The sequence below is a fragment of the Massilia sp. Bi118 genome (assembly GCF_918697865.1).
In the GTDB taxonomy this organism is placed as follows: Bacteria; Pseudomonadota; Gammaproteobacteria; order Burkholderiales; family Burkholderiaceae_D; genus Telluria.
The window spans coordinates 201,251-221,254 of sequence record NZ_CAKKMV010000006.1; the positions used below are offsets into that span (position 1 = coordinate 201,251).

The window sequence follows — 20,004 nt, forward strand, 5'->3', positions numbered from 1 at the left end:
CAGGCCCACTTTCCGGAGCGAACGCATGCCTAGCCCGTCCGCGCCCCGGCTGTTCGCGGCCCGGCTGACTCTTTCCCTGTTCACCGCATCCCTGCTCGCCACCCTGTGCCTGCTTGCGCCGCCGCGCGCCACGGCGGCGGACAATGTGAAAGAACAGGCGCATGCGCTGTTCGAGCGCGACTGGCAGTGGCGCCTGAAGAACCAGCCGGAATTCGCCACCTCGGTCGGCGATCACCGCTACGACGCCCAGTTGTCGGACAGTTCGCCGGCCGGCGCCGCCAAAGCCGTCGAGCACGAGCGCCGCATGCTGGACCTGGCGCGCCAGCTCGACCGCAGCCAGTTAAGCGGGCAGGATCTGCTCTCGCTCGAGCTGTTCGTCGCCGACAAGGAACGCAGCCTGGCGCGCATCGCCATTGCGCCGGTCGACCCGCAGCCGATCACGGCGCGCGACGGCTTCCACATCCGCCTGCCGCAGCTGGTTGCGCAGATGCCCTTCGTGAACGAAGACGATTACCGCACCTATATCGCGCGCCTGAACGCGGCGCCGCGCCACGTCGAAGGCTTGATCGAGCTGATGCGCTATGGGATGCGCACCGGCTGGACCGCGCCGAAAGCCGCGATGGCCGCGCTGCCGGACCAGTTGCGCGCGCTGCGCGAGCACCTCGGCGACGGCGCCCTGTCCGAGCCCTTCCGCCGCCTGCCTGCCACCATTCCCCAGGACGCGCGCGAAAAACTGGCGCTTGAGGGCCTGGCCGCGGTCGCCGCCCTGGCGCCCAGCCTGCAGCAGCTCGAAGACTTCATCCGCACCGACTACCTGCCGGCGGCGAGAGCCACGATCGCCGCCTCCAGCCTGCCCGGCGGCCCCGCCTGGTACGCCTACCTCGTCAAGAGCGCCACCACCAGCGACCTGACCCCGGCCGAGATCCACGCGCTGGGACTGAAGGAAGTGGCGCGCATCCGCGCCGAGATCGCGGCGCTGGTGCCGAGCACGGGCTTCCGCGGCAACCTGGCGCAATTCATCGCCTTTGCCCGCAGCGACCCGCGCCTCTACTACACGGAACCGGAAGCGCTGCTGAACCGCTACCGCCGGACGATCGGGCGCGTAGCCAGCAAGTTGCCGCTGCTGTTCAATGCGATCCCGCAGGACGAACTGGCGGTCAAGCCGGTGCAGGCGGCCGGCGCCGAGGGCCAGGGCGCGGCCTATTACGAAGCCGGCAGCCCGGACCGGGTGGCGGCGCTGGTCATCAACACCTCGCGCCTGAACACGCGGCCGATGTGGGAGATCGAAACCCTGACCCTGCACGAAGGCCTGCCCGGCCACCACCTGCAGGTGGCGCGCGCGCAGGCGAATGCCGCGTTGCCGGCCTTCCGGAGACAAGGCTGGTATGTGGCCTATGGCGAAGGCTGGGCCCTGTACGCGGAGAGCCTGGGACCGGAACTGGGCCTGCTGCGCGATCCGTTCTCGCGCTTCGGCTACCTGGCCGACGAGCTGCTGCGCGCCGCGCGCCTGGTGGCCGACACCGGCATCCATGCGATGGGCTGGACCCGCCAGCAAGCCGTCGACTACCTGAACGCCAACACTGCGAACCTGCCCGCGGACAACGAGGTCGAGGTCGACCGCTACATCGTCCATCCGGGCGAGGCGCTGGGCTACAAGCTGGGCCAGCTGCGCATCGCCTCGCTGCGCGCGGAGGCGCAAACGGCGCTGGCCGAACGCTTCGACGTCCGCGCCTTTCATGACGCCGTGCTCGAGAACGGCGCCCTGCCGCTGGGGGTGCTGGAGCGCCAGGTGCGGCGCTGGATTGCCGCCCAGCGCACGCCGCCGGCCGAGGCTGCGCCAGCCGCGGCGCCTGTGCCGGCAAGCCCGGCCGCAGCAGCGCCGGCCACCCCGCCAGGCGCCAAACCCGGCGACCCGGACGACATATTTCAGTAACAAAAACACCACATACTGCAGAATTGGGGGGTACCCGGCGCGCTTGGCTATTTTCGGTTAATCTCTGCACCTCATCTGCAGTACAAGAAAGGAAACACCGTGTCGAAGCCGAATCAACTTGAACGCCGCCTGGCCCTGCTGGACGACGATGCGCACCGCGGCCTGCTGTTGCAGGGCCTGCGCGGCATCGAGCGCGAGACCTTGCGCGTCGACAGCCAGGGTCACCTGGCGCGCACGCCCCATCCGGTGCAGCTCGGCTCGGCCCTGACCCATCCGCAGATCACCACCGACTACGCGGAAACCCTGCTCGAATTCATCACCCCGGCCGAACACGACATCGCCCTGGCCCTGCACCGCCTGGACGCAGTCCACCGCTACGCCTACGGCAAGCTGGGCAATGAGATGCTGTGGAGCCAGTCGATGCCCTGCGACCTGCCTTCCGAGGAAGACATCGAGATCGCCTGGTACGGCGACTCGAATATCGGCATGCTCAAGCACGTCTACCGCCGCGGCCTGGCGCTGCGCTACGGCAAGGCCATGCAATGCATCGCCGGCATCCACTACAACTATTCGCTGCCGGAACAGCTGTGGACCCTGATCGCGCAAAGCGAAGGCATCATGGAAGAGCGCCGCCACGCGCTGCGCGACTTCCAGTCCGAGAGCTACATCGCGATGATCCGCAACTTCCGCCGCTACAGCTGGCTGCTGATGTATCTGTTCGGCGCCTCGCCGGCGCTGGCCAATGGCTTCCTGCGCGGCCGTTCGCACCAGCTGGAAACCCTGTCCGACGACACTTTGTACCTGCCGTACGCCACCAGCCTGCGCATGAGCGACCTGGGCTACCAGAACGACGCCCAGTCCGGCCTGCGCCCGCACGAGAACAGCCTGGAAAGCTATGTCACTTCGCTGATGGACGCGGTCAACCGCCCATATCCGCCGTACGAAGAGATCGGCACCAAGAAGGATGGCGAGTGGGTGCAGCTGTCGACCAACATCCTGCAGATCGAGAACGAATACTATTCGACGATCCGTCCGAAGCGCGTGATCCGCACCGGCGAGCGCCCGGTGCAGGCGCTGTGCAACCGCGGCGTGCAGTACATCGAAGTGCGCTGCCTGGACGTCGACCCCTTCGAACCGGTCGGCATCGCGCTGGAAACCGGCCGCTTCCTGGACGCCTTCCTGCTCTTCTGCGCGCTTGAGGAAAGCCCGAAGATCAATGCGATGGAGGGACAAATCCACGCCCGCAACTTCGCCCGCACCGTGAAGGAAGGCCGCCGCCCGGGGCTGACGCTGACGCGCGACGATCAGGAGATCCCGCTGAAAGACTGGGCGCTGGAACTCATCGAACGCATCCGCCCGCTGGCCGAGCTGCTGGACAAGGAACACAACTACAATGGCGCCCACCTGGAATCGCTGGAAGCGCAGAAGGCCAAGGTGCTGGATGCGTCCCTGACCCCGTCGGCGCGCGTGCTGGAAGCAGTGCGCGAACTCGGTTCGTTTGCCAAATTCGGCCTGCAGCAGAGCGAACTGCACGCGCAAGCCTTCCGCCTCGAGGCGCTGATGCCGGCCGAAGTCGGCGTGTTCGACGACATGGCGCAGGCGTCGCTGGCCGAGCAGCGGCAGATCGAGCAGCTTGACACCGGTAGCTTCGATGATTTTGTTGCTGCGTATAACAGCAGTACACTGTGCGGTAATTGCTGATTAGCCGTCATTCCCGCGAAGGCGGGAATCCAAGTTCTGCGTGAGCTATCGAAACGCGTGCAAACTTGGGTACCCGCCTTCGCGGGTACGACGATCTCGCCACCGCACGGGGCTCCCACCTTGCTCACCTTTTACAACGAACACCACGCCCAACACGCCCCGCGCCACGCGCTGTCCGGCGGCGAACGCGTCCCGTGTTCGGAAAAGCCCGAGCGGGCCGATCTCGTCGTTGCCGAGCTGAGCCGGCGCGGCCTGGGCCAGATCGTCACGCCGCACGGCGTACCGCTGGTGTCGCTGGAGCGGGTGCACACACCGCGCTACTTGCATTTCCTGCGTTCGGCCTGGAGCGAGTGGCTGAATCTCGACCCGCGCAATCTTGAACGCGATGCGCTGCCCTCGGCCTGGCCGATCCGCGGCATGCGCCACGACATCGAACCCGACGATTTCGGCGCCCGCCTCGGCCTCTACTCGATGGACAGCGGCACCCCACTGACCGCCGGCACCTGGGTCGCGGCCAAGACCGGCGCCGATTGCGCCGTCAACGCGGCCCACGCATTGCGCCTGGGCGAGCATGGCAGCTTTGCGCTGACCCGGCCGCCCGGCCACCATGCCGGCGCCGATTGGTTCGGCGGCCACTGCTTCCTGAACAATGCGGCGCTGGCGGCCCAGCACCTGCTGGACGACGGCCTGCAGCGCGTCGCCATCCTCGACCTCGACCAGCACCACGGCAACGGCACCCAAAGCATTTTCTATCACCGCAAGGACGTGCTGTTCGCCTCGGTCCACGCCGACCCGCGCCAGGACTTCCCCTACTATCTCGGCCACGCCGACGAGACCGGGGCCGGTGAAGGCCTCGGCTACAACATGAACCTGCCGCTGCCGCAGGACGCCGGCACGGCGCAATGGTTCGCGGCGCTGGAGTCGGCCTGCCTGAAGATGTCGATGTTCGCGCCGCAGGCGCTGGTGGTGTCGCTGGGGGTGGGCGGCTTCGGTTTGTCGAGCGCGGATTTCCTGCGCATCGGCGAGCGCATCGGCTACTTGGGCCTGCCTACCGTCTTCGTGTTCGAAGGTGGCCTAGTGGGACCTGAGCTCGGCATCAACGTGGTCAACGTCCTCGAAGGTTTCGAGACGGCGGCCTGAATCACAAACAATTGTTCACGCAAACAAACAAATGATCACCTGGCAATGGAACGGATTTAATGCGCTGACGGTCGCGCAGCTGTACGCAATGCTGGCGCTGCGCCAGGAAGTGTTCGTGCTGGAGCAGACCTGCCTGTACCCGGACATCGACGGCCTCGACCCGGGCGCCCAGCACCTGCTCGGCTGGCGCGAAGTCGACGGCAAGGCGGAACTGGTGGCCCACCTGCGCTGCCTGGCGCCGGGCGCGAAGTACGAAGAGATGTCGATCGGCCGCGTGGTCACCAGCCCGGCCGCGCGCGGCAGCGGCCTTGGCCGCGAGCTGGTGGCGCAGGGCGTCGCGCTGGCGCAGCAGCTGCACCCGGGCCATGCGATCCGCATCGGCGCGCAGGCCCACCTGGAAGCCTTTTATAACAGCTTCGGCTTCGTTACCGTCTCCGAACCCTATGACGAAGACGGCATCCTGCACATCGACATGGTACTTGCCGCCCCGGTCTGATTACTTGAGGTGGCCCGACCTGGTCGGGTCCGGCATCAGGAAGGCCACCACGCAGGCGATGCCCGCCATGATGCTGACGTACCAGTAGAAGTAGGGCTCGTGGCCGGCCTGCTTGAACCAGAGGGCCACGTATTCGGCGGAGCCGCCGAAGATCGCGTTCGCGATCGCATACGACAGACCGACGCCCAGCGCACGCACTTCGACCGGGAACATCTCGGCCTTGATCAGGCCGCCGATCGAGGTATAGAAGCTGACGATCGCCAGCGCGCAGGTGATCAGCACGCCCGCCATCAGCGGGCTGCCGACGCCGCGCAGCGTGCTCAGGATGGGCACGGTGAAGATGGCGGCGAGAAGCCCGAACAGGATCATCGAGGTTTTGCGGCCGATGCGGTCCGACAGCGCGCCGAAGGCCGGCTGCATCAGCATGTAAATCAGCAGGCACACGGTCATCACGCGGCTGGCGGTGGTGGCGCTCATGCCGACCGTGTTGACCAGGTACTTCTGCATATAGGTCGTGAACGCGTAGAAGATCAGCGAGCCGCCGGCCGTGAAGCCGAGCACGGTGACGAAGGCGCGCCCGTGGTGCTTGAGCAGCGAAGCCACGCTGCCGGCCTGCTCGCTCTTGCGCTCCGATTCGCTGGTGGTTTCGTGCAGCGAACGGCGCAGGTAGAGCGAGACCAGGGCCGAGGCGGCGCCGACCACGAAGGGGATGCGCCAGCCCCAGGCCACCAGTTCGTCGTGCGTCAGCAGCAGCTGCAGGATGCCCAGCACCAGCAGCGCCGCCAGCTGGCCGCCGATCAGGGTGACGTACTGGAAGGAGGCAAAGAAGCCTTTGCGGCCCGGCTCCGCCACTTCGCTCATGTAGGTGGCGCTGGTGCCGTATTCGCCGCCCACCGACAGGCCCTGGAACAGGCGCGCCACCAGCAGCAGCACCGGCGCCGCCGTGCCGATCGTGGCGTAAGTCGGCAGCGCGGCGATGAGCAGCGAGCCGCCGCACATCATCAGCACCGAGATCATCATCGCGTTGCGGCGGCCGTAGCGGTCGGCGACGCGGCCGAACAGCCAGCCGCCCACCGGGCGCATCAGGAAACCGGCGGCGAAGATACCGGCCGTGTTCAGCAGCTGGGTGGTCGGATTATCTTTCGGGAAAAACGCGGATGAGAAATACAGCGCGCAAAACGAGTAGATATAAAAGTCGAACCATTCGACCAGGTTGCCCGACGACGCGCCGATGATCGCGAAGACCCGCTGCCGCGGTGTCAGATCCTGGATCGCGTGTGCGTTTGCCGTGTCCGTTGTTGCCATACCATTCTCCAAATCTGCCAAAGGCCAGGCAGACTTAGCATAGTGGCTATTCGCGTTTCGTGGCGCGCAGCAGACGGCGCGACAGCAGCGGCAGCCCTGCCAGCAGCAGGAACAATTGCGCCGGCTCGGGCACGGGCGTCAGCAACACCGGCGCGCAAAAGCCGAACTCGTTGCAGCCGTTGGCGATGATCTGGCCTTGCCCGTTGATGCCGACCGCCTCGGTCAGCGTGAAGTCGCCCAGGCCCTCGGCCAGCAGGTTCAGGTCCAGCAGGCTGCCCTCCGCGTACAGGAAGGCGTGCGAAAAGCCGAAGCCCGGCAGGCTGGCGAGGCCCACCACCAGCCCGGCCTCGTTGAGCGCGCGCGCCTCGGCGTAGTCGCCGCCCAGCGAACCGAGATCCAGCATCGCGCCGCCGCTGTACAGGAAGGGGTGGAAGGCCGTGTCGCCGGCGATCAGGCTGTAGCCCGCCACCTGCCCCGCCTCGTTGATGGCATTCGCCCAGCTGAAGCCGCCGCCCAGGGTACCGAGGTCGGTCATCACGCCGCCGCTGTAGAGGAAAGCGTGGGCGCCGTCGTCCGGAAAGTCCGGCCCCGGCTGGGCGCCGCCGACGATCGCCCCGGCGTTGTTGATGTCGCGCGCCTGGGCAGTAGCGCCACCCAGGGTGCCGAGGTCGACGATGCCGCCGCCGCTGTACAGGAAGGCGCGGCTGTTGCCGTCGGCGTCCAGCGATTCGCCGACCGCCTGCCCGGCCGCGTTGACGCCCCAGGCGGCGGTGTCGCCGCCGTACAGCGTGCCGGTGTCCTGACTGGCGCCGCCGATGGTGACGAAGCCGCGCGTCATCCCGCCGGACTGCCAGGCGCCCGCCGCCACACCGCCGTCGATGGCGTTGGCCACGACTGTTTGCCCGTCAGGCGGCAGCGCCGGCGCCGGCAGGAAGACCAGGCTGCCGGCGGTCCACACGAAGGCGACCGCATTGCCGTTGGGATCCGTGCCGCGGCCGGCGACGCGGCCGGCATCGTCGATGGCCAAGGCCTGGAAATTCGCGGGCAGGAAGGTCGCGCTATAGCTCCCCTGGGCCAGCGCGGCCGGACAAAATAACAGTAACAAGACAAGCATCATCAAGCGCATGGCGGGCTCCGGACATCAGGCTGCCAACGATACGCCGCCCGCATAAGGCCGGCCTGCGCCAGATCAGGCGTGCGCAGTAAGCTTTTTCAGAGCGTCCAACAAAGCCTTCAGGGCAAGGCGCAGCGGCGAAGACAGTACGCCAGTACGGCGAGACGCTGCAACGCCGCCATGGAGGTTTTGTTGGGCGCTCTTAGAAAGTGAGAACGAAGCGCGCGCCGCGTCCCACCGAGCGCGCATGGCGCACCGTGCCGCCGTTCTCGTGCACCAGGTGGCGCACCATGGCCAGGCCGATGCCGCCGCCCTGCTTCTTGGTCGTGAAGAAGGGCGTAAAGATATGGGCCGCCAGCCCCTCCGGCACGCCGGGGCCGTCGTCGCTGACTTCGATGCGCAGGCGCGCGCCGCGCACCAGCCTTGCCGCCACCCAGGCCTGCCCCGGGCCGCCGCCCGTCGCTTCGAAGGCGTTCTTGAGCAGATTGATCAGGGCCTGCTCGAGCTGGCCCGGGTCGGCCATCAATTCCAGCGAGGCCGGTTCGACCGAGAAGTGGACCTCGCCGCCGCGCGCACGCCAGGCCGGCCCCACCAGGGCGGACACGCGCTCGAACAGCGCATCCAGGCGCACCCGCTCCGGACGCGCGGCCGGCACGTTCGACAGGCTGCGGTAGCTGGCGACGAAATCGACCAGGCTGTCGGCGCGGCGCCGGATGGCGTCGAGCGCGGTGCTCAGGTCCGTGCCGACGTCCTCCGGCAGCGCGCCGCGGAACTCGCCCAGCAAGCCGTAGGCCGTATGCGACAGCGAGGCCACCGGCGTCAGCGAATTCATGATCTCGTGGGTCAGCACGTGCACCAGCTGGCGCCAGGCGTGCAGGGCTTCCGCTTCCAGCTCGCTCTCGACCGGCATCAGGGCCGCCAGCCGCTGCGGCCTGCCCTGCAGGGTGATCGAGGACACCGCCAGCAGCGCGCGCTCGGTGCCGCGCTCGGTGTCGAAATCGATCAAGGCGCGCTGCTCGCCAGGCTGCGCCGCCAGCTGGCGGTACAGAGCGGCCGGATCGCTGGCGCGGCCCGGCGCCACCAGTTTACGGGCATTGCCATTCAGCGGCGCCGCCTGACCCTCGCCGCCGGCGCCGTCGATGCGGAACAGGGCCACCGGGGTGTGCTCGAGGCGCGCTTCCAGCGCCAGCGCATTGTCGAGCAGGGCCTGCTGCTCGATCGGCAGTCCGGAAGCCGGTGCGGGCGGGGTATGCTGCAACGCGGCCAGCCGGTCCAGGCTGCGCCACAAATGAAAAGCCAGCGGCAACGCGGCCAGGCCGCACAGCACCGTCAGGCGCGGCGAATCGTGCATTGCGCCGGCGCCGAAGGCCAGCAGGGCGACGCCGGCCAGCGCCAGCACAGCGCCTGCCTTCAGGCGCGCTTCAGATGCCATGCTTGCCCAGCTTGCGGTACAGCGCGGCGCGGCTCAGGCCCAGCATGCGCGCCGCCAGGCTGATATTGCCCTTGGCCTTGTCGAGGGCCGCGGCGATGGTCTCGCGTTCCAGCGCGCCGAGGCGGAATTCGCCGTCGGCGCCCTCATGCGCGGCGACGGCGGCCAGGCGTGCCGGCGCCTCGGGTAGCGCCGCCGGCGCCGGCATCGCCAGCCCGAAATCCTCGTAGCGGTATTCGTCCTGCGCAGCCAGGATCACGGCCCGTTCGCAGGCATGGCGCAGGGCGCGCACGTTGCCGGGCCAGGACCATGCACACAGGCGCTCCTGGGCGCTGGGCGCCAGCTCGCGCACCGGGCGCCGGTACTGCGCCTCGTACAGCGACAGGTAATGGTGCAGCAGCCCCGGCACGTCATCGCGCCGTTCGCGCAGCGGCGGCACGCGGATCACGATGGTGTTCAGGCGGAACAGCAGGTCGGGACGGAACACGCCTGGGTCGAACAGGCGCGCCTCATCGAGGTTGGTGGCGCTGACGATGCGCACGTCGATCGCTTCCGGACGGTCGGCGCCGATCGGCGTGACTTCGCGCCGCTCCAGCGCCGTCAGCAGCTTCGCCTGGGCTCCCAAAGGCATGTTGCCGATTTCGTCGAGGAACAGGCTGCCGCCGCGCGCCGCCTGGAAGCGCCCGGCACGGTCGCTGCGCGCATCGGTGAAGGAGCCCTTGCGGTGGCCGAACAATTCGCTCTCGAAGGTCGATTCGGGCAGCGCGCCCATGTCCACCGCGAGGAAGGTGGCGCCGGCGCGGCTCGATGCGGCGTGGATCGCGCGCGCCACCAGTTCCTTGCCGACGCCGTTCTCGCCCAGCACCATCACATTCGCTTCGGTGGGCGCGACGCTGGCGATCATCGACTTCACGTCGCGCATCGCGTTCGAATCGCCCATCAGGCCACTGGTGGCGGCCGCACCGGCAGCCGCGCTGCGCCGGGCCAGCGCGCTGTCGACGGCGGCGATGAGTCTCGCGTTGTCCCAGGGCTTGGTGATGAAATCGCTGGCCCCGCGTTTCAGCGCCTCGACGGCCAGCGGCACGTCGGCGTAGGCGGTCAGGGCGATCACGGCGGGCGGCCGCGCCAGCGCGCGCAGGCGGTCGAGCACCGCCAGGCCTTCCGCGCCGTCGATGCGGCCGGGCGTGAAGTTCAGGTCGAGCAGGACCACGTCCGGTGCGCCGGCCTCCAGCAGGTTCGATAAACGCGCGGGATCGTCGAGCGTCGCCACCCGGCCATGGCGGCGGCGCAGCAGCATCTGGGCGGCATAGGCGACGTCGGTGTCGTCGTCGAGGATCAGGATGTGGGCGGAGTCGGCCATTGTGTTGCCATTCTAGCAGCGCCTAACCCGGCCGGCGACCGTTGGCAGGGGCCGCCGCGGACGCCTGTCCGCTAGCGCACATGCATAGCTGTCCGGATCCGGACAGGTGGAGCGGACAGACCCCGAAAACCAAGCAAAAAGCGCGTAAAAACGGCCTGGCACGGCACTTGCAAAAGGGATCACATCATCGTTCAACGCATCGCATCACATGGACCACATTCCTCCTCCCGCCGTCACCGGCGCCGCCATGGACACCGTCGTCCCCAAACGGCGCGGCCGGCTGTTCAAGCGCATCGCCGTCGCTTGCGCCGTGACCGGCGTGCTGGCCTGGGCCGGCTGGCAGTTCGTCCCGCACGGCCTGCAGGTAGCCAGCCGCGACGTGCGCCTGGCCAGAGTCGAACAGGGCGTGTTCCGCGACGATATCGTCGTGCGCGCCACCGCCGAGCCGCTGAATTCGATCATCCTCGACTCGGTGGAGAGCGGCCGTGTGGAGGAGGTGTTCGCGAAGGACGGCCAGGCCGTCAAAAAGGGCGACCTGCTGTTCCGGCTCTCGAACCCGCAGCGCAACCTGGAGCTGCTGGCGCGCCAGACCGAGTACTCGCAGCAGATCTTCAACGCGGCCCAGCTGCGCGTGGCCCAGGAAGCGGTACGCACCGACCACCAGCGCCGCCAGTCGGATCTCGAATTCGCACTGAGCCAGGCCCGGAAGCAGCACGCGCGCAACCAGCGGCTGGCAGCGCAAGGCTTCATCTCCGCCGTGGCGCTCGAAGAGTCGGCGGATAAACTGGCGCAGCAGCAGCGCGCGCTGGACGAGGAAAAGCGCGCCGTCGCCAGCGAAGAGAAAGTGCGCGACCGCGCGCTGGACCAGCTGGACAGCGGCCTGCACGGCCTGCAGTCGGGCCTGAAGCTGGTCAGCGCCACCGTCGACGCGCTGGCCGTGCGCGCCCCGGCCGACGGCGTGCTGACCGACTTCCGCATGCTGGTCGGCCAGACCGTGCGCCCGGACCAGCACATCGGCCGCATCGACGATCCGCAGCACTTCAAGCTCAGCGCCCAGGTCGACGAGTTTTATTTGAGCCGCCTGACGGTCGGCCGCCTGGGGACCGTCACCCAGGACGGCAAGTCCTTTGCGCTGAAGGTCGCCACCGTCTACCCGCAAATCAAGGAGGGCCGCTTCACCGCCGAGATGGTGTTCCTGGGTGCCCAACCCGGGGTGATCAGCCCCGGCCAGAGCATGGACGCCCAGCTGACCCTGGGCGAGCCGGCCAAGGCCATGCTGCTGCCGAACGGCGCCTTCGTGAACGACACCGGCGGCGCCTGGGTGTTCGTGGTCGGGCGCGACGGCGAGCGGGTCGAGAAGCGCAGCGTCAAACTCGGGCGCCGCAACAACGCCCAGATCGAAGTGCTGTCCGGCCTGGCGCCGGGCGAAAACGTGGTCATTTCCAGCTACGCACCATTCGGCAAGGCCGAGCGGCTGCAGCTCACCAAGTAAAACTCACACTCACAGAACAGGGATTCCAGCATGCTCAAACTCTCAGGCGTCAGCAAAGTCCACCACGCGGGCGAAGTGCAAACCACGGCCCTCGACCGTATCGACCTCGACATCGCGGCCGGCGAATACGTCGCCATCACCGGGCCCTCCGGCTGCGGCAAGTCGACCCTGCTCAGCGTGCTCGGCCTGCTGGACGTGCCGACTTCCGGCGAATACTGGTTCGAGGGCCAGAACGTGGCCGGCTGGAGCGAGGCGCGCCTGAATGCGCTGCGCCGCGGGAAGGTCGGCTTCATCTTCCAGAGTTTCAACCTGATCGAAGAGCTGAGCGTGTACGAGAACGTCGAGCTGGCGCTGGAATACACCGGCACCCCGGCCGCCGAGCGCAAGCGCCGCGTGCAGGAAATGCTGCAGCGCCTGGGCGTGGCGCACCGCGCCGGCCACCGTCCTTCGCAACTATCCGGCGGTCAGCAGCAGCGCGTGGCGATCGCGCGCGCGCTGGTGGCGGGTCCCGCCATGCTGCTGGCCGACGAACCGACCGGTAACCTCGACACCGCGCACGGCGACGAAGTCATGCGCCTGCTGCGCCAGATTAACGCCGAGGGCACGACGGTGGTGATGGTGACCCACTCGCCGGCGCACGCGGCCCAGGCCTCGCGCACCCTGCACCTGCTGGACGGCCGCGTGGTGGTCGACGCCCTGCAGGCGGCTTGAGGAGAGCACCATGAAAATCAACTTGCGGGATTTCCGCATCGGCTGGCGTTTGCTGGTCAAGGAACCGGCCTTTTCCGCGGTCGTGATCCTCGGCCTGGCGGTGGGCTTCTGCGCCTGCTTCCTGCTGCTCGGCTACGTGAATCACTCGCTGTCCTACGACCGCCACGTGCCGCAGCGCGAACAGGTCTACCGCCTGATGCAGCGCTGGAATATCTCCACCGCCGACGGCAAATGGAGCGATTCGGCCAGCCTGCCGGCGCGCGACGGCGCCATCGCCAGCGGCGTGCCGCTGCAGGCTACCTCCTTCATTTCGCGCGACATCGACGTCAAGATCGGCGCCCATGTGCAGACCATCAACGTGGTCGTGGTCGATCCGGACTTCCGCCGCATCTTCGCGCCGCAGGTGCTGGCCGGCGACCTCGACGCCGCACTGGCGCGTCCGGACGCGCTGGCCCTGACCCGCGAGACCGCCACCAAGCTGTTCGGCGGCCAGGACGCCCTCGGCAAGACGGTCGAAATCGGCGGCCAGCCTTATCGTGTGCTGGCGGTGCTGGCCGACCAGCCGGCCGCCACCACCCTGCCCTACGCATCGCTGGCCGGCAGCGCCACCACGATCTGGAAGCAGGAATACCGCCAGCTGGTCACCACCAACTGGGGCTCGTCGCACGGCGGGGTCTACATCAAGCTCGGCCCCGGCGCCGATCCGCAGGCGGTGGCCGACGGCGTGCGCCGCGCGATGCTGGCCTCGAACTTCTATTCGCGCCAGACGGCGGCGCAGAAGGCCTCGCTGAACGGGCGCGACATGATCGATTTCCGCCTCGGGCCGCTGGCCGACGCCTATCTCGATCCCGACATCGGCGGCACCTCCAGTACCCACGCCGACCGCAAGACCATCTTCGGCCTGGCCGCGGTGGCGATCCTGATCCTGGTGCTGGCCGCCACCAACTACGTCAACCTGGCCACCGTGCGCACCCTGCGCCGCCAGCGCGAGATCGCGGTGCGCAAGGTGCTGGGCGCCAGCGCCGGCGCGGTCAGCCGCCAGTTCCTGGCCGAGTCGGTCCTGGTGTGCCTGATCGCCACCGCCATCGGCCTGCTGCTGGCCTGGCTGCTGCTGCCGGTGTTCTCCGACCTGGTGCAGCGCAAGCTGGACCGCATGTTCACGCCCGCCTCGCTGGGCCTGTCGGTGCTGCTGGGCGCCTTGCTGGGCGTGCTGGCCGGCGCCTACCCGACCTGGTCGGCGCTGAAGGTGCGTCCCACCGCCGCCCTGTCCGGCCGTGGCAACGCTGAGACCGCCGGCGGCCTGTGGCTGCGCCGCGTGCTGACGGTGATGCAGTTCGCCACCGCGATGGGCCTGACCGGCATGACCCTGGCCGTGGCCTGGCAAACGCACTACGCCAGCACCCTCGATCCCGGCTTCGATCCGGGTCCGCTGCTGGTGGTGCGCACCAGCGGCGACCTGCGCGACGCCAACGAGCGCAGCTTCCGCGATGCCCTGGTGCGCCTGCCGGGCGTGGACAGCGTCGGCGTGACCGACTACCCGGTCACCCTCAATTTCAACAGCACCGCGCTGCAGCGCGACGGCGGCCAGCCGATCGAGATCAACTGGTTCCGCGTGAGTCCGGAATTCTTCGGCGTGTACGGCCTGAAGCCGGTGGCGGGCCGCCTCTACGAGCCTTCACGTGACAAGCTCGAAGACGGCGACAAGATCGTGCTCAACGAATCCGGGGCCCGCAAGTTCGGCTTCGCCAGCGCCCAGGACGCGATCGGCAAGACCATCCGCCAGCCGAACGGCGAAGATCCGATGCAGGTGGTCGGCGTCGCCCCCGATATCCGCCACCGCTCGGCACACGAACCGATGCAGCCGACCGTCTACTTCCTGTCGGACCGCATCGGCACCTTTACTGTGCGCAGCGCACACCAGATGGAAGCGGTGCAGCGCGCCATCGAGGAAATGTGGCCGCGCTATTTTCCGAACGACGTGATCGACGTGAAGCGCGTCGACAGCAGCTTCGCCCTGAGCTACGCCGACGACCTGCGCCTGGCCAAGCTGCTGGCGGCATCCAGCGTGATCGCGACCGCGATCGCGGCCTTCGGCATCTACGTGCTGGCGGCCTACAGCGTGCAGCGGCGCGCCCGCGAGATCGTGCTGCGCAAGCTGTACGGCGCCGGCAACGCGGCGGTGGGCAGCCTGGTGATGCGCGAGTTCCTGGCCCTGATCGGCGCCGGCGCCCTGATCGGGCTGCCGCCGGCCTGGCTGGCGATGCAGAACTACCTGGCCGGCTTCAACGAACGCGCGCCAATCGGCGCCTGGACCATCGTCGGCGCACTGCTGGTGGCGGGCGCGGTGGCGCTGGGCTCGACCCTGCGCCATACGGTGGCGGCGGTGCGGATCCGCCCGGCGCTGGCGCTGCGCGAATAAGGACACGGCATGACGATGAAAACAAGCCTGCGCGATTTCCGCATCGGCTGGCGCTTACTGGTGAAGGAACCGGCGTATTCGGCGGTGGTGGTGTTCGGCCTGGCGGTGGGCATTGCCGTGTGCTTCCTGCTGCTCGGCTTCGTACGCCATTCCTTTTCCTATGACGAGAACGTGCCGGAGCGCGAGCGCGTGATGCGGCTGATGCAGCACTGGAACGTGGAAGCGATCGGCACCGGGTGGTCCGACGGCGTCAGCCTGCCGGCGCGCGACGCGGCGCTGGCGAGCGGCCAGCCGCTGCTGGCCAGCGCCGTCTCCGGCGTCAGCTTCGACGTGCGCGCCGGCGACATCGTCGGCACGCTGGGCGTGGCCCTGGTCGACCCGGACTTCGAGAAGATCTTCGCGCCGAAAGTGCTGGCCGGCGACCTGCACGCCGCACTCACCCGCCCGGATGCGGTGGCGCTGACGCGGGACGCCGCTATCAAGATGTTCGGGCGCGCCGACGTGGTCGGCAAGACCTTGCAGAATGACCGCCAGACTTATCTGGTGGCGGCGGTGGTGGCCGACCAGCCGGCCGCTACCACCCTGCCCTACGAGGCGCTGGCGGGCAGCGGCGGCACGGTCTGGCCCTCCATCAAGAATTTCAGGAACACCTGGGGCGGCACGGCCGGCCGGGTCTACCTGAAACTGCTGCCCGACGCCGATCCGCAAGCCGTGCTGGAAGCCGTCAGGCGCGGCCTGCGTGCCTCATCGCTGGTGCAGCGCGACTATGCCGAGCAGGTCGCGGCGCTCGGCGGGCGCGACCTGATCGAGTACAAGCTCGGGCCGATCGCCGATGCCTACCTCGACCCCGACACGACGGATCACTCGCCGATTCACGGCGAGCGCCAGGCGATGCTGGGACTGGCCGTGGTGGCGCTGCTGATCCTGCTGCTGGCGGCGACCAACTACGTCAACCTCGCCACCATCCGCACCCTGGCGCGCCAGCGCGAGATCGCCATGCGCAAGGTGCTGGGCGCTTCGGCGCCGGCGGTGGCGCGCCAGTTCCTGGCCGAATCGGTGCTGGTGTGCCTGATCGCCACCGTGCTCGGTCTGCTGCTGGCCTGGCTGGTGCTGCCGCTGTTTGCCGACCTGGTGCAGCGCCGCTTCGATACCATGTTCAGCCCGGGTGCGATCGCCGGCGCCCTGGCCTTCGGCGTGCTGCTGGGCGTGGCGGCCGGCGCCTGGCCGACCTGGTCGGCGCTGCGGGTGCGCGCCAGCGCCGCTCTGGCCGGCCGCAACGGCACCGAGACCGCGCGCGGCCTGTGGCTGCGGCGTTCCCTCACCGCGCTGCAGTTCGCGGTGGCCATGGGCCTGACCGGCACCACGCTGGCAGTGGCCTGGCAAACCCATTACGCCAGCACGCTCAGCCCGGGCTTCGATCCGCGCCCGCTGCTGACGCTGCCGGCCGGGAACGACATGCGCGACCCGCGCCTGCGCGCCTTCCGCGACGAAGTGCTGCGCCTGCCCGGGGTGGCGAACGTGGCCGAGTCAAGCACGCCGGTCACCTTCACCAACGCCTATACCACGCTGCGCCGCGAAGGCGGCCAGGCGACCGACGTCAACCAGTATTCGGTGAGCCCGGAATTCTTCGACGTGTACGGCCTGAAGCCGGTGGCGGGCCGCCTGTACAGCGCGGCGCTGGACCGCATGAACCAGACCGACCGGGTGGTGATCAACGCCTCGGCGGCGCGCAAGTTCGGCTTCGCCAGCCCGCACGATGCGGTCGGCAAGGTGATCCAGGGTACCGACAACGAGGACCGGCAAATGCAGGTGGTGGGGGTGGCGCCGGACATCCGGCACCGTTCGGCGCGCGAGGGCGCGCAGCCGAGCGTGTTCTACCTGCGCGACCGGGTGCGGATCCTGACGATCCGCTGCAGCGGCGACCCGGTGGCGGTGAAGCATGCGATCGAGGAGATCTGGCCGCGCCACTTCCCCAACGAGCCGGTGAGCGTGGTGCACATGGACAGCTTCATCGTCGAGGAGTTTTATGCCGACGACCTGCGCCTGGCCAAGCTGCTGGCGGCATCCAGCGTGATCGCGATGGCGATCGCGGCCTTCGGCATCTATGTGCTGGCGGCCTACAGCGTGCAGCGGCGCGAACGCGAGATCGTGCTGCGCAAGCTGTATGGGGCGAACGGGATGGCGGTGGGCGGCCTGGTACTGCGCGAATTCGCGCTGCTGGTGGGCGCCGGCGCCGTGGCCGGGCTGCCCTTTGCGTGGGTCGCCATGCAGCGCTACCTGGCAAGCTTTGCGGAACGGGCGCCGATCGGCGCCTGGACCATCGTTGCCGCGCTGCTGCTGGCTTGCGCGGTGACGCTGGGATCGACCCTGCGCCACACGCTGGCCGCGGTGCGGATCCGGCCGGCGCTGGCGCTGCGGGAGTGAAGGCTTACTGGACCGCGGTCAGGGTGATGTCGAACACCAGGCCGGCGTTCGGCGGGATCGAGCCGCTGCCGCTGGCGCCGTAGCCCAGGTTCGACGGGATCAGCACGGTGCGCTTGCCGCCCACCTTCATGCCCGCCACGCCCTGGTCGAAACCGGCGATGACCTTGCCCGCGCCGAGCAGGAAGCTGAAGCTGCCGGTATCGAACTGGGCGCCCTTGTTGCCGGCCGCGGTGGTGCTGTACAGCCAGCCGGTGTAGGTGACCGTGACGTTCTTGCCGTTGACGGCTTCAGTACCGGTGCCGACCACGGTGTCGGTCTTGGTCAGGGCGGCCGGGTTGGCAACGACGACGTTGCTACCGGAATCACCACCACCGCCGCCGCCGCAGGCGGACAGGCTCAATACGGCGGCGAAGGCGGCTGCCAGCGGGAAGGACAACAGTTTCATGGTAATCCTCGTACAGATTGAAGTTTAACTAGGGAAACTTCGACCATACCAAGGAGTCACTGTGGCTGTCTATGCCAAATTTGTACGGCTTTGTCTAAATAAGACGTTCAAATTTCTACCTGCGTGCCCAGCTCGATCACGCGATTCGCCGGGATCTGGTAGTAGTCGGCGGCGGTGCGGGCGTTGCGCTGCATGAGCACGAACAGGTGCTCGCGCCACGGCATCATGCCCGATCCCGGCACCGAGATCACGGTCTGGCGCGCGATGAAGAAGGAGGTCTCCATCATCTCGAATTCCAGCTGCTGCAAGGCGCACAGGCGCAGGATGTCGGGGATGTTCGCCTCGTCCTTGAAGCCGTAGCTGACGTTCAGCTGGAAGCAGTTGTGGCCCAGCGACACCACCTCGACCTGCTCCGACTCCGGCACATAGGGTTCTTCGCGGATGTGCACCGTCAGGAACACGACGCGCTCGTGCAGCACCTTGTTGTGCAGCAGGTTGTGCAGCAGGGCGTGCGGCACGCCGTCGGTTTCGCCGCGCAGGAAGATCGCGGTGCCGGCCACGCGGCTTGGGGGGCCGACGAACAGCGATTGCAGGAAGTCCTCGAGCGGGATCGCGTGCTTTTCCAGGTTCTCGAACACCAGCTCACGGCCGCGCTTCCAGGTCAGCATGATGGTCAGCAGGATCGCGCCCAGCAGCAGCGGGAACCAGCCGCCGTGCAGCAATTTGAGGGTGCTGGCCGAGAACAGCATGATGTCCATGATCATGAAGAAGCCGGTCGCGCCGAAGCACAGCGCCAGCGGCAGGTGCCAGCGGTAGCGTGTCACGAAGAAGGTGAGAATCGTCGTGGCGAACATGGTCGCCGTCACCGCGATGCCGTAGGCGCCGGCCAGTTTATCCGACGAGCCGAAGCCGACCACCGCGATCAGAACCACCGCCAGCTGCAGCCAGTTGACGGCCGGGATGTAGATCTGGCCGATCTCGCTTTCCGAGGTGTGCATCACGCGCATGCGCGGCAGCAGGCCGAGGGCAATGGCCTGCTTGGTCATCGAGAAGGTGCCGGAAATCGTCGCCTGCGAGGCGATCACCGCGGCCATCGTCGACAGCACCACCAGCGGCAGCACGCTCCAGCTGCCGAGCTGGTGGAAGAAGGGGTTTTCGACGGCGTCCGGGTGCATGATCAAGAGCGCGCCCTGGCCCAGGTAGTTCAGGGCCAGCGCCGGGAACACGACCATGAACCAGGCCGCGCGGATCGGCTTCTTGCCGAAGTGGCCCATGTCGGCGTACAGGGCCTCGGCGCCGGTCAGCGACAGCACCACCGCGCCCAGCGCGACGAAGGCGATGAAGCGGTTGCGCAGCATGAATTCGAAGGCGTGCAGCGGGTTCAGGGCCTGCAGGATCACCGGCGCCTCGACGATGTTGATCACGCCCATGATGGCTAGGGCCGCGAACCAGACGATCATGATCGGGCCGAAGAAGCGGCCGATGCCGGCGGTGCCATGGCGCTGCACGCTGTACAGGATCACCAGCACCACGATGGTCAGCGGCACGACCCATTTTTCGAGGCCGGGCGTGGCCACTTCCAGGCCCTCGATCGCGCCCAGAACGGAAATCGCCGGGGTGATCACGCTGTCGCCGTAGAACATGGTGGCGCCGAACACGCCGATGATCATCAGCACATAGTGCCAGCGTGAGTGGCGGGTGACGGAATTCAGGGCCAGCGCCATCAGGGCCATGATGCCGCCCTCGCCGCGGTTGTCGGCGCGCAGCACCAGGGTCACGTACTTGAGCGAGACGATCATCGTCAGGCCCCAGAAGATCAGGGAGACGATGCCGAGCAGGTTCGGCGTGCTCAGGGGCAGGCCGTGGGTCGGGTCGAAGATGGTTTTCAGCGTGTACAGCGGGCTGGTGCCGATGTCGCCGTAGACGATACCGACGGCAGCCAGGGTCAGTGCCGCGAGGCTGCTTTTCTTGTGTTGCTCACTCAAGATGTCACCATTGCTTGTTCTGGTGCACCGCACCATAAGATATCGTCAAG

14 protein-coding genes are annotated in these 20,004 nt (G+C 68.0%); 8 read left to right on the forward strand and 6 right to left on the reverse strand.

Going from position 1 to position 20,004, the window contains the following annotated elements; genetic code table 11:
- Positions 1–25 precede the first annotated feature (25 nt).
- The 4 genes from LQV39_RS11070 (at position 26) to LQV39_RS11085 (ending at position 5,270) form a co-directional block, all read left to right on the forward strand.
- Entirely contained in the window at positions 26–1,933 is a 1,908-nt protein-coding gene (locus LQV39_RS11070) for a DUF885 family protein (protein WP_230025325.1), read from the forward strand.
- Positions 1,934–2,032: 99 nt separating this feature from the next.
- On the forward strand, positions 2,033–3,634 hold the full coding sequence (gene gshA, locus LQV39_RS11075) for a glutamate--cysteine ligase (protein ID WP_230025332.1): 1,602 nt from the start codon (positions 2,033–2,035) through the stop codon (positions 3,632–3,634).
- A gap of 120 nt (positions 3,635–3,754) precedes the next feature.
- Complete coding sequence (locus tag LQV39_RS11080; protein ID WP_230025340.1) at positions 3,755–4,774, forward strand: histone deacetylase family protein; 1,020 nt, start codon at positions 3,755–3,757, stop codon at positions 4,772–4,774.
- A 31-nt stretch (positions 4,775–4,805) separates the two neighbouring features.
- Entirely contained in the window at positions 4,806–5,270 is a 465-nt protein-coding gene (locus LQV39_RS11085; RefSeq protein ID WP_230025348.1) for a GNAT family N-acetyltransferase, read from the forward strand.
- Here LQV39_RS11085 and LQV39_RS11090 read toward each other — a convergent pair whose 3' ends face one another.
- The 4 genes from LQV39_RS11090 to LQV39_RS11105 form a co-directional block, all read right to left on the reverse strand.
- Complete coding sequence (locus LQV39_RS11090) at positions 5,271–6,575, reverse strand: MFS family transporter (protein ID WP_230025354.1); 1,305 nt, start codon at positions 6,573–6,575, stop codon at positions 5,271–5,273.
- A 46-nt stretch (positions 6,576–6,621) separates the two neighbouring features.
- Entirely contained in the window at positions 6,622–7,680 is a 1,059-nt protein-coding gene (locus LQV39_RS11095; protein ID WP_230025361.1) for a hypothetical protein, read from the reverse strand.
- 211 nt (positions 7,681–7,891) lie between these two features.
- A complete protein-coding gene (locus LQV39_RS11100; RefSeq protein ID WP_230025367.1) occupies positions 7,892–9,121 on the reverse strand; it encodes a PAS domain-containing sensor histidine kinase in 1,230 nt (409 codons plus the stop codon).
- A complete protein-coding gene (locus tag LQV39_RS11105) occupies positions 9,111–10,478 on the reverse strand; it encodes a sigma-54 dependent transcriptional regulator (RefSeq protein WP_230025374.1) in 1,368 nt (455 codons plus the stop codon). The genes LQV39_RS11100 and LQV39_RS11105 overlap by 11 nt, the downstream gene beginning before the upstream one ends.
- 208 nt (positions 10,479–10,686) lie before the next feature.
- Between LQV39_RS11105 and LQV39_RS11110 the strand changes: the two genes are divergently transcribed.
- The 4 genes from LQV39_RS11110 to LQV39_RS11125 are packed head-to-tail and all read left to right on the forward strand — an operon-like array spanning position 10,687 to position 17,524.
- On the forward strand, positions 10,687–11,970 hold the full coding sequence (locus LQV39_RS11110) for an efflux RND transporter periplasmic adaptor subunit (RefSeq protein ID WP_230025380.1): 1,284 nt from the start codon (positions 10,687–10,689) through the stop codon (positions 11,968–11,970).
- Between the two features lie 30 nt (positions 11,971–12,000).
- Positions 12,001–12,681, forward strand: coding sequence for an ABC transporter ATP-binding protein (locus LQV39_RS11115; RefSeq protein ID WP_230025387.1), 681 nt, complete (start codon positions 12,001–12,003; stop codon positions 12,679–12,681).
- Positions 12,682–12,691: 10 nt separating this feature from the next.
- Complete coding sequence (locus LQV39_RS11120; protein ID WP_230025394.1) at positions 12,692–15,100, forward strand: ABC transporter permease; 2,409 nt, start codon at positions 12,692–12,694, stop codon at positions 15,098–15,100.
- Positions 15,101–15,109: 9 nt separating this feature from the next.
- Positions 15,110–17,524, forward strand: a complete 2,415-nt coding sequence (locus LQV39_RS11125) for an ABC transporter permease (RefSeq protein WP_230025401.1) — start codon at positions 15,110–15,112, stop codon at positions 17,522–17,524.
- Positions 17,525–17,528: 4 nt separating this feature from the next.
- Here LQV39_RS11125 and LQV39_RS11130 read toward each other — a convergent pair whose 3' ends face one another.
- Both LQV39_RS11130 and LQV39_RS11135 read right to left on the reverse strand, forming a co-directional pair.
- Positions 17,529–17,969, reverse strand: coding sequence for an FKBP-type peptidyl-prolyl cis-trans isomerase (locus LQV39_RS11130; RefSeq protein WP_230025403.1), 441 nt, complete (start codon positions 17,967–17,969; stop codon positions 17,529–17,531).
- A 107-nt stretch (positions 17,970–18,076) separates the two neighbouring features.
- Positions 18,077–19,954 carry a potassium transporter Kup gene (locus LQV39_RS11135; RefSeq protein WP_230025406.1) on the reverse strand — a complete coding sequence of 626 codons (1,878 nt, stop codon included), beginning with the start codon at positions 19,952–19,954 and terminating at the stop codon, positions 18,077–18,079.
- Positions 19,955–20,004 lie beyond the last annotated feature (50 nt).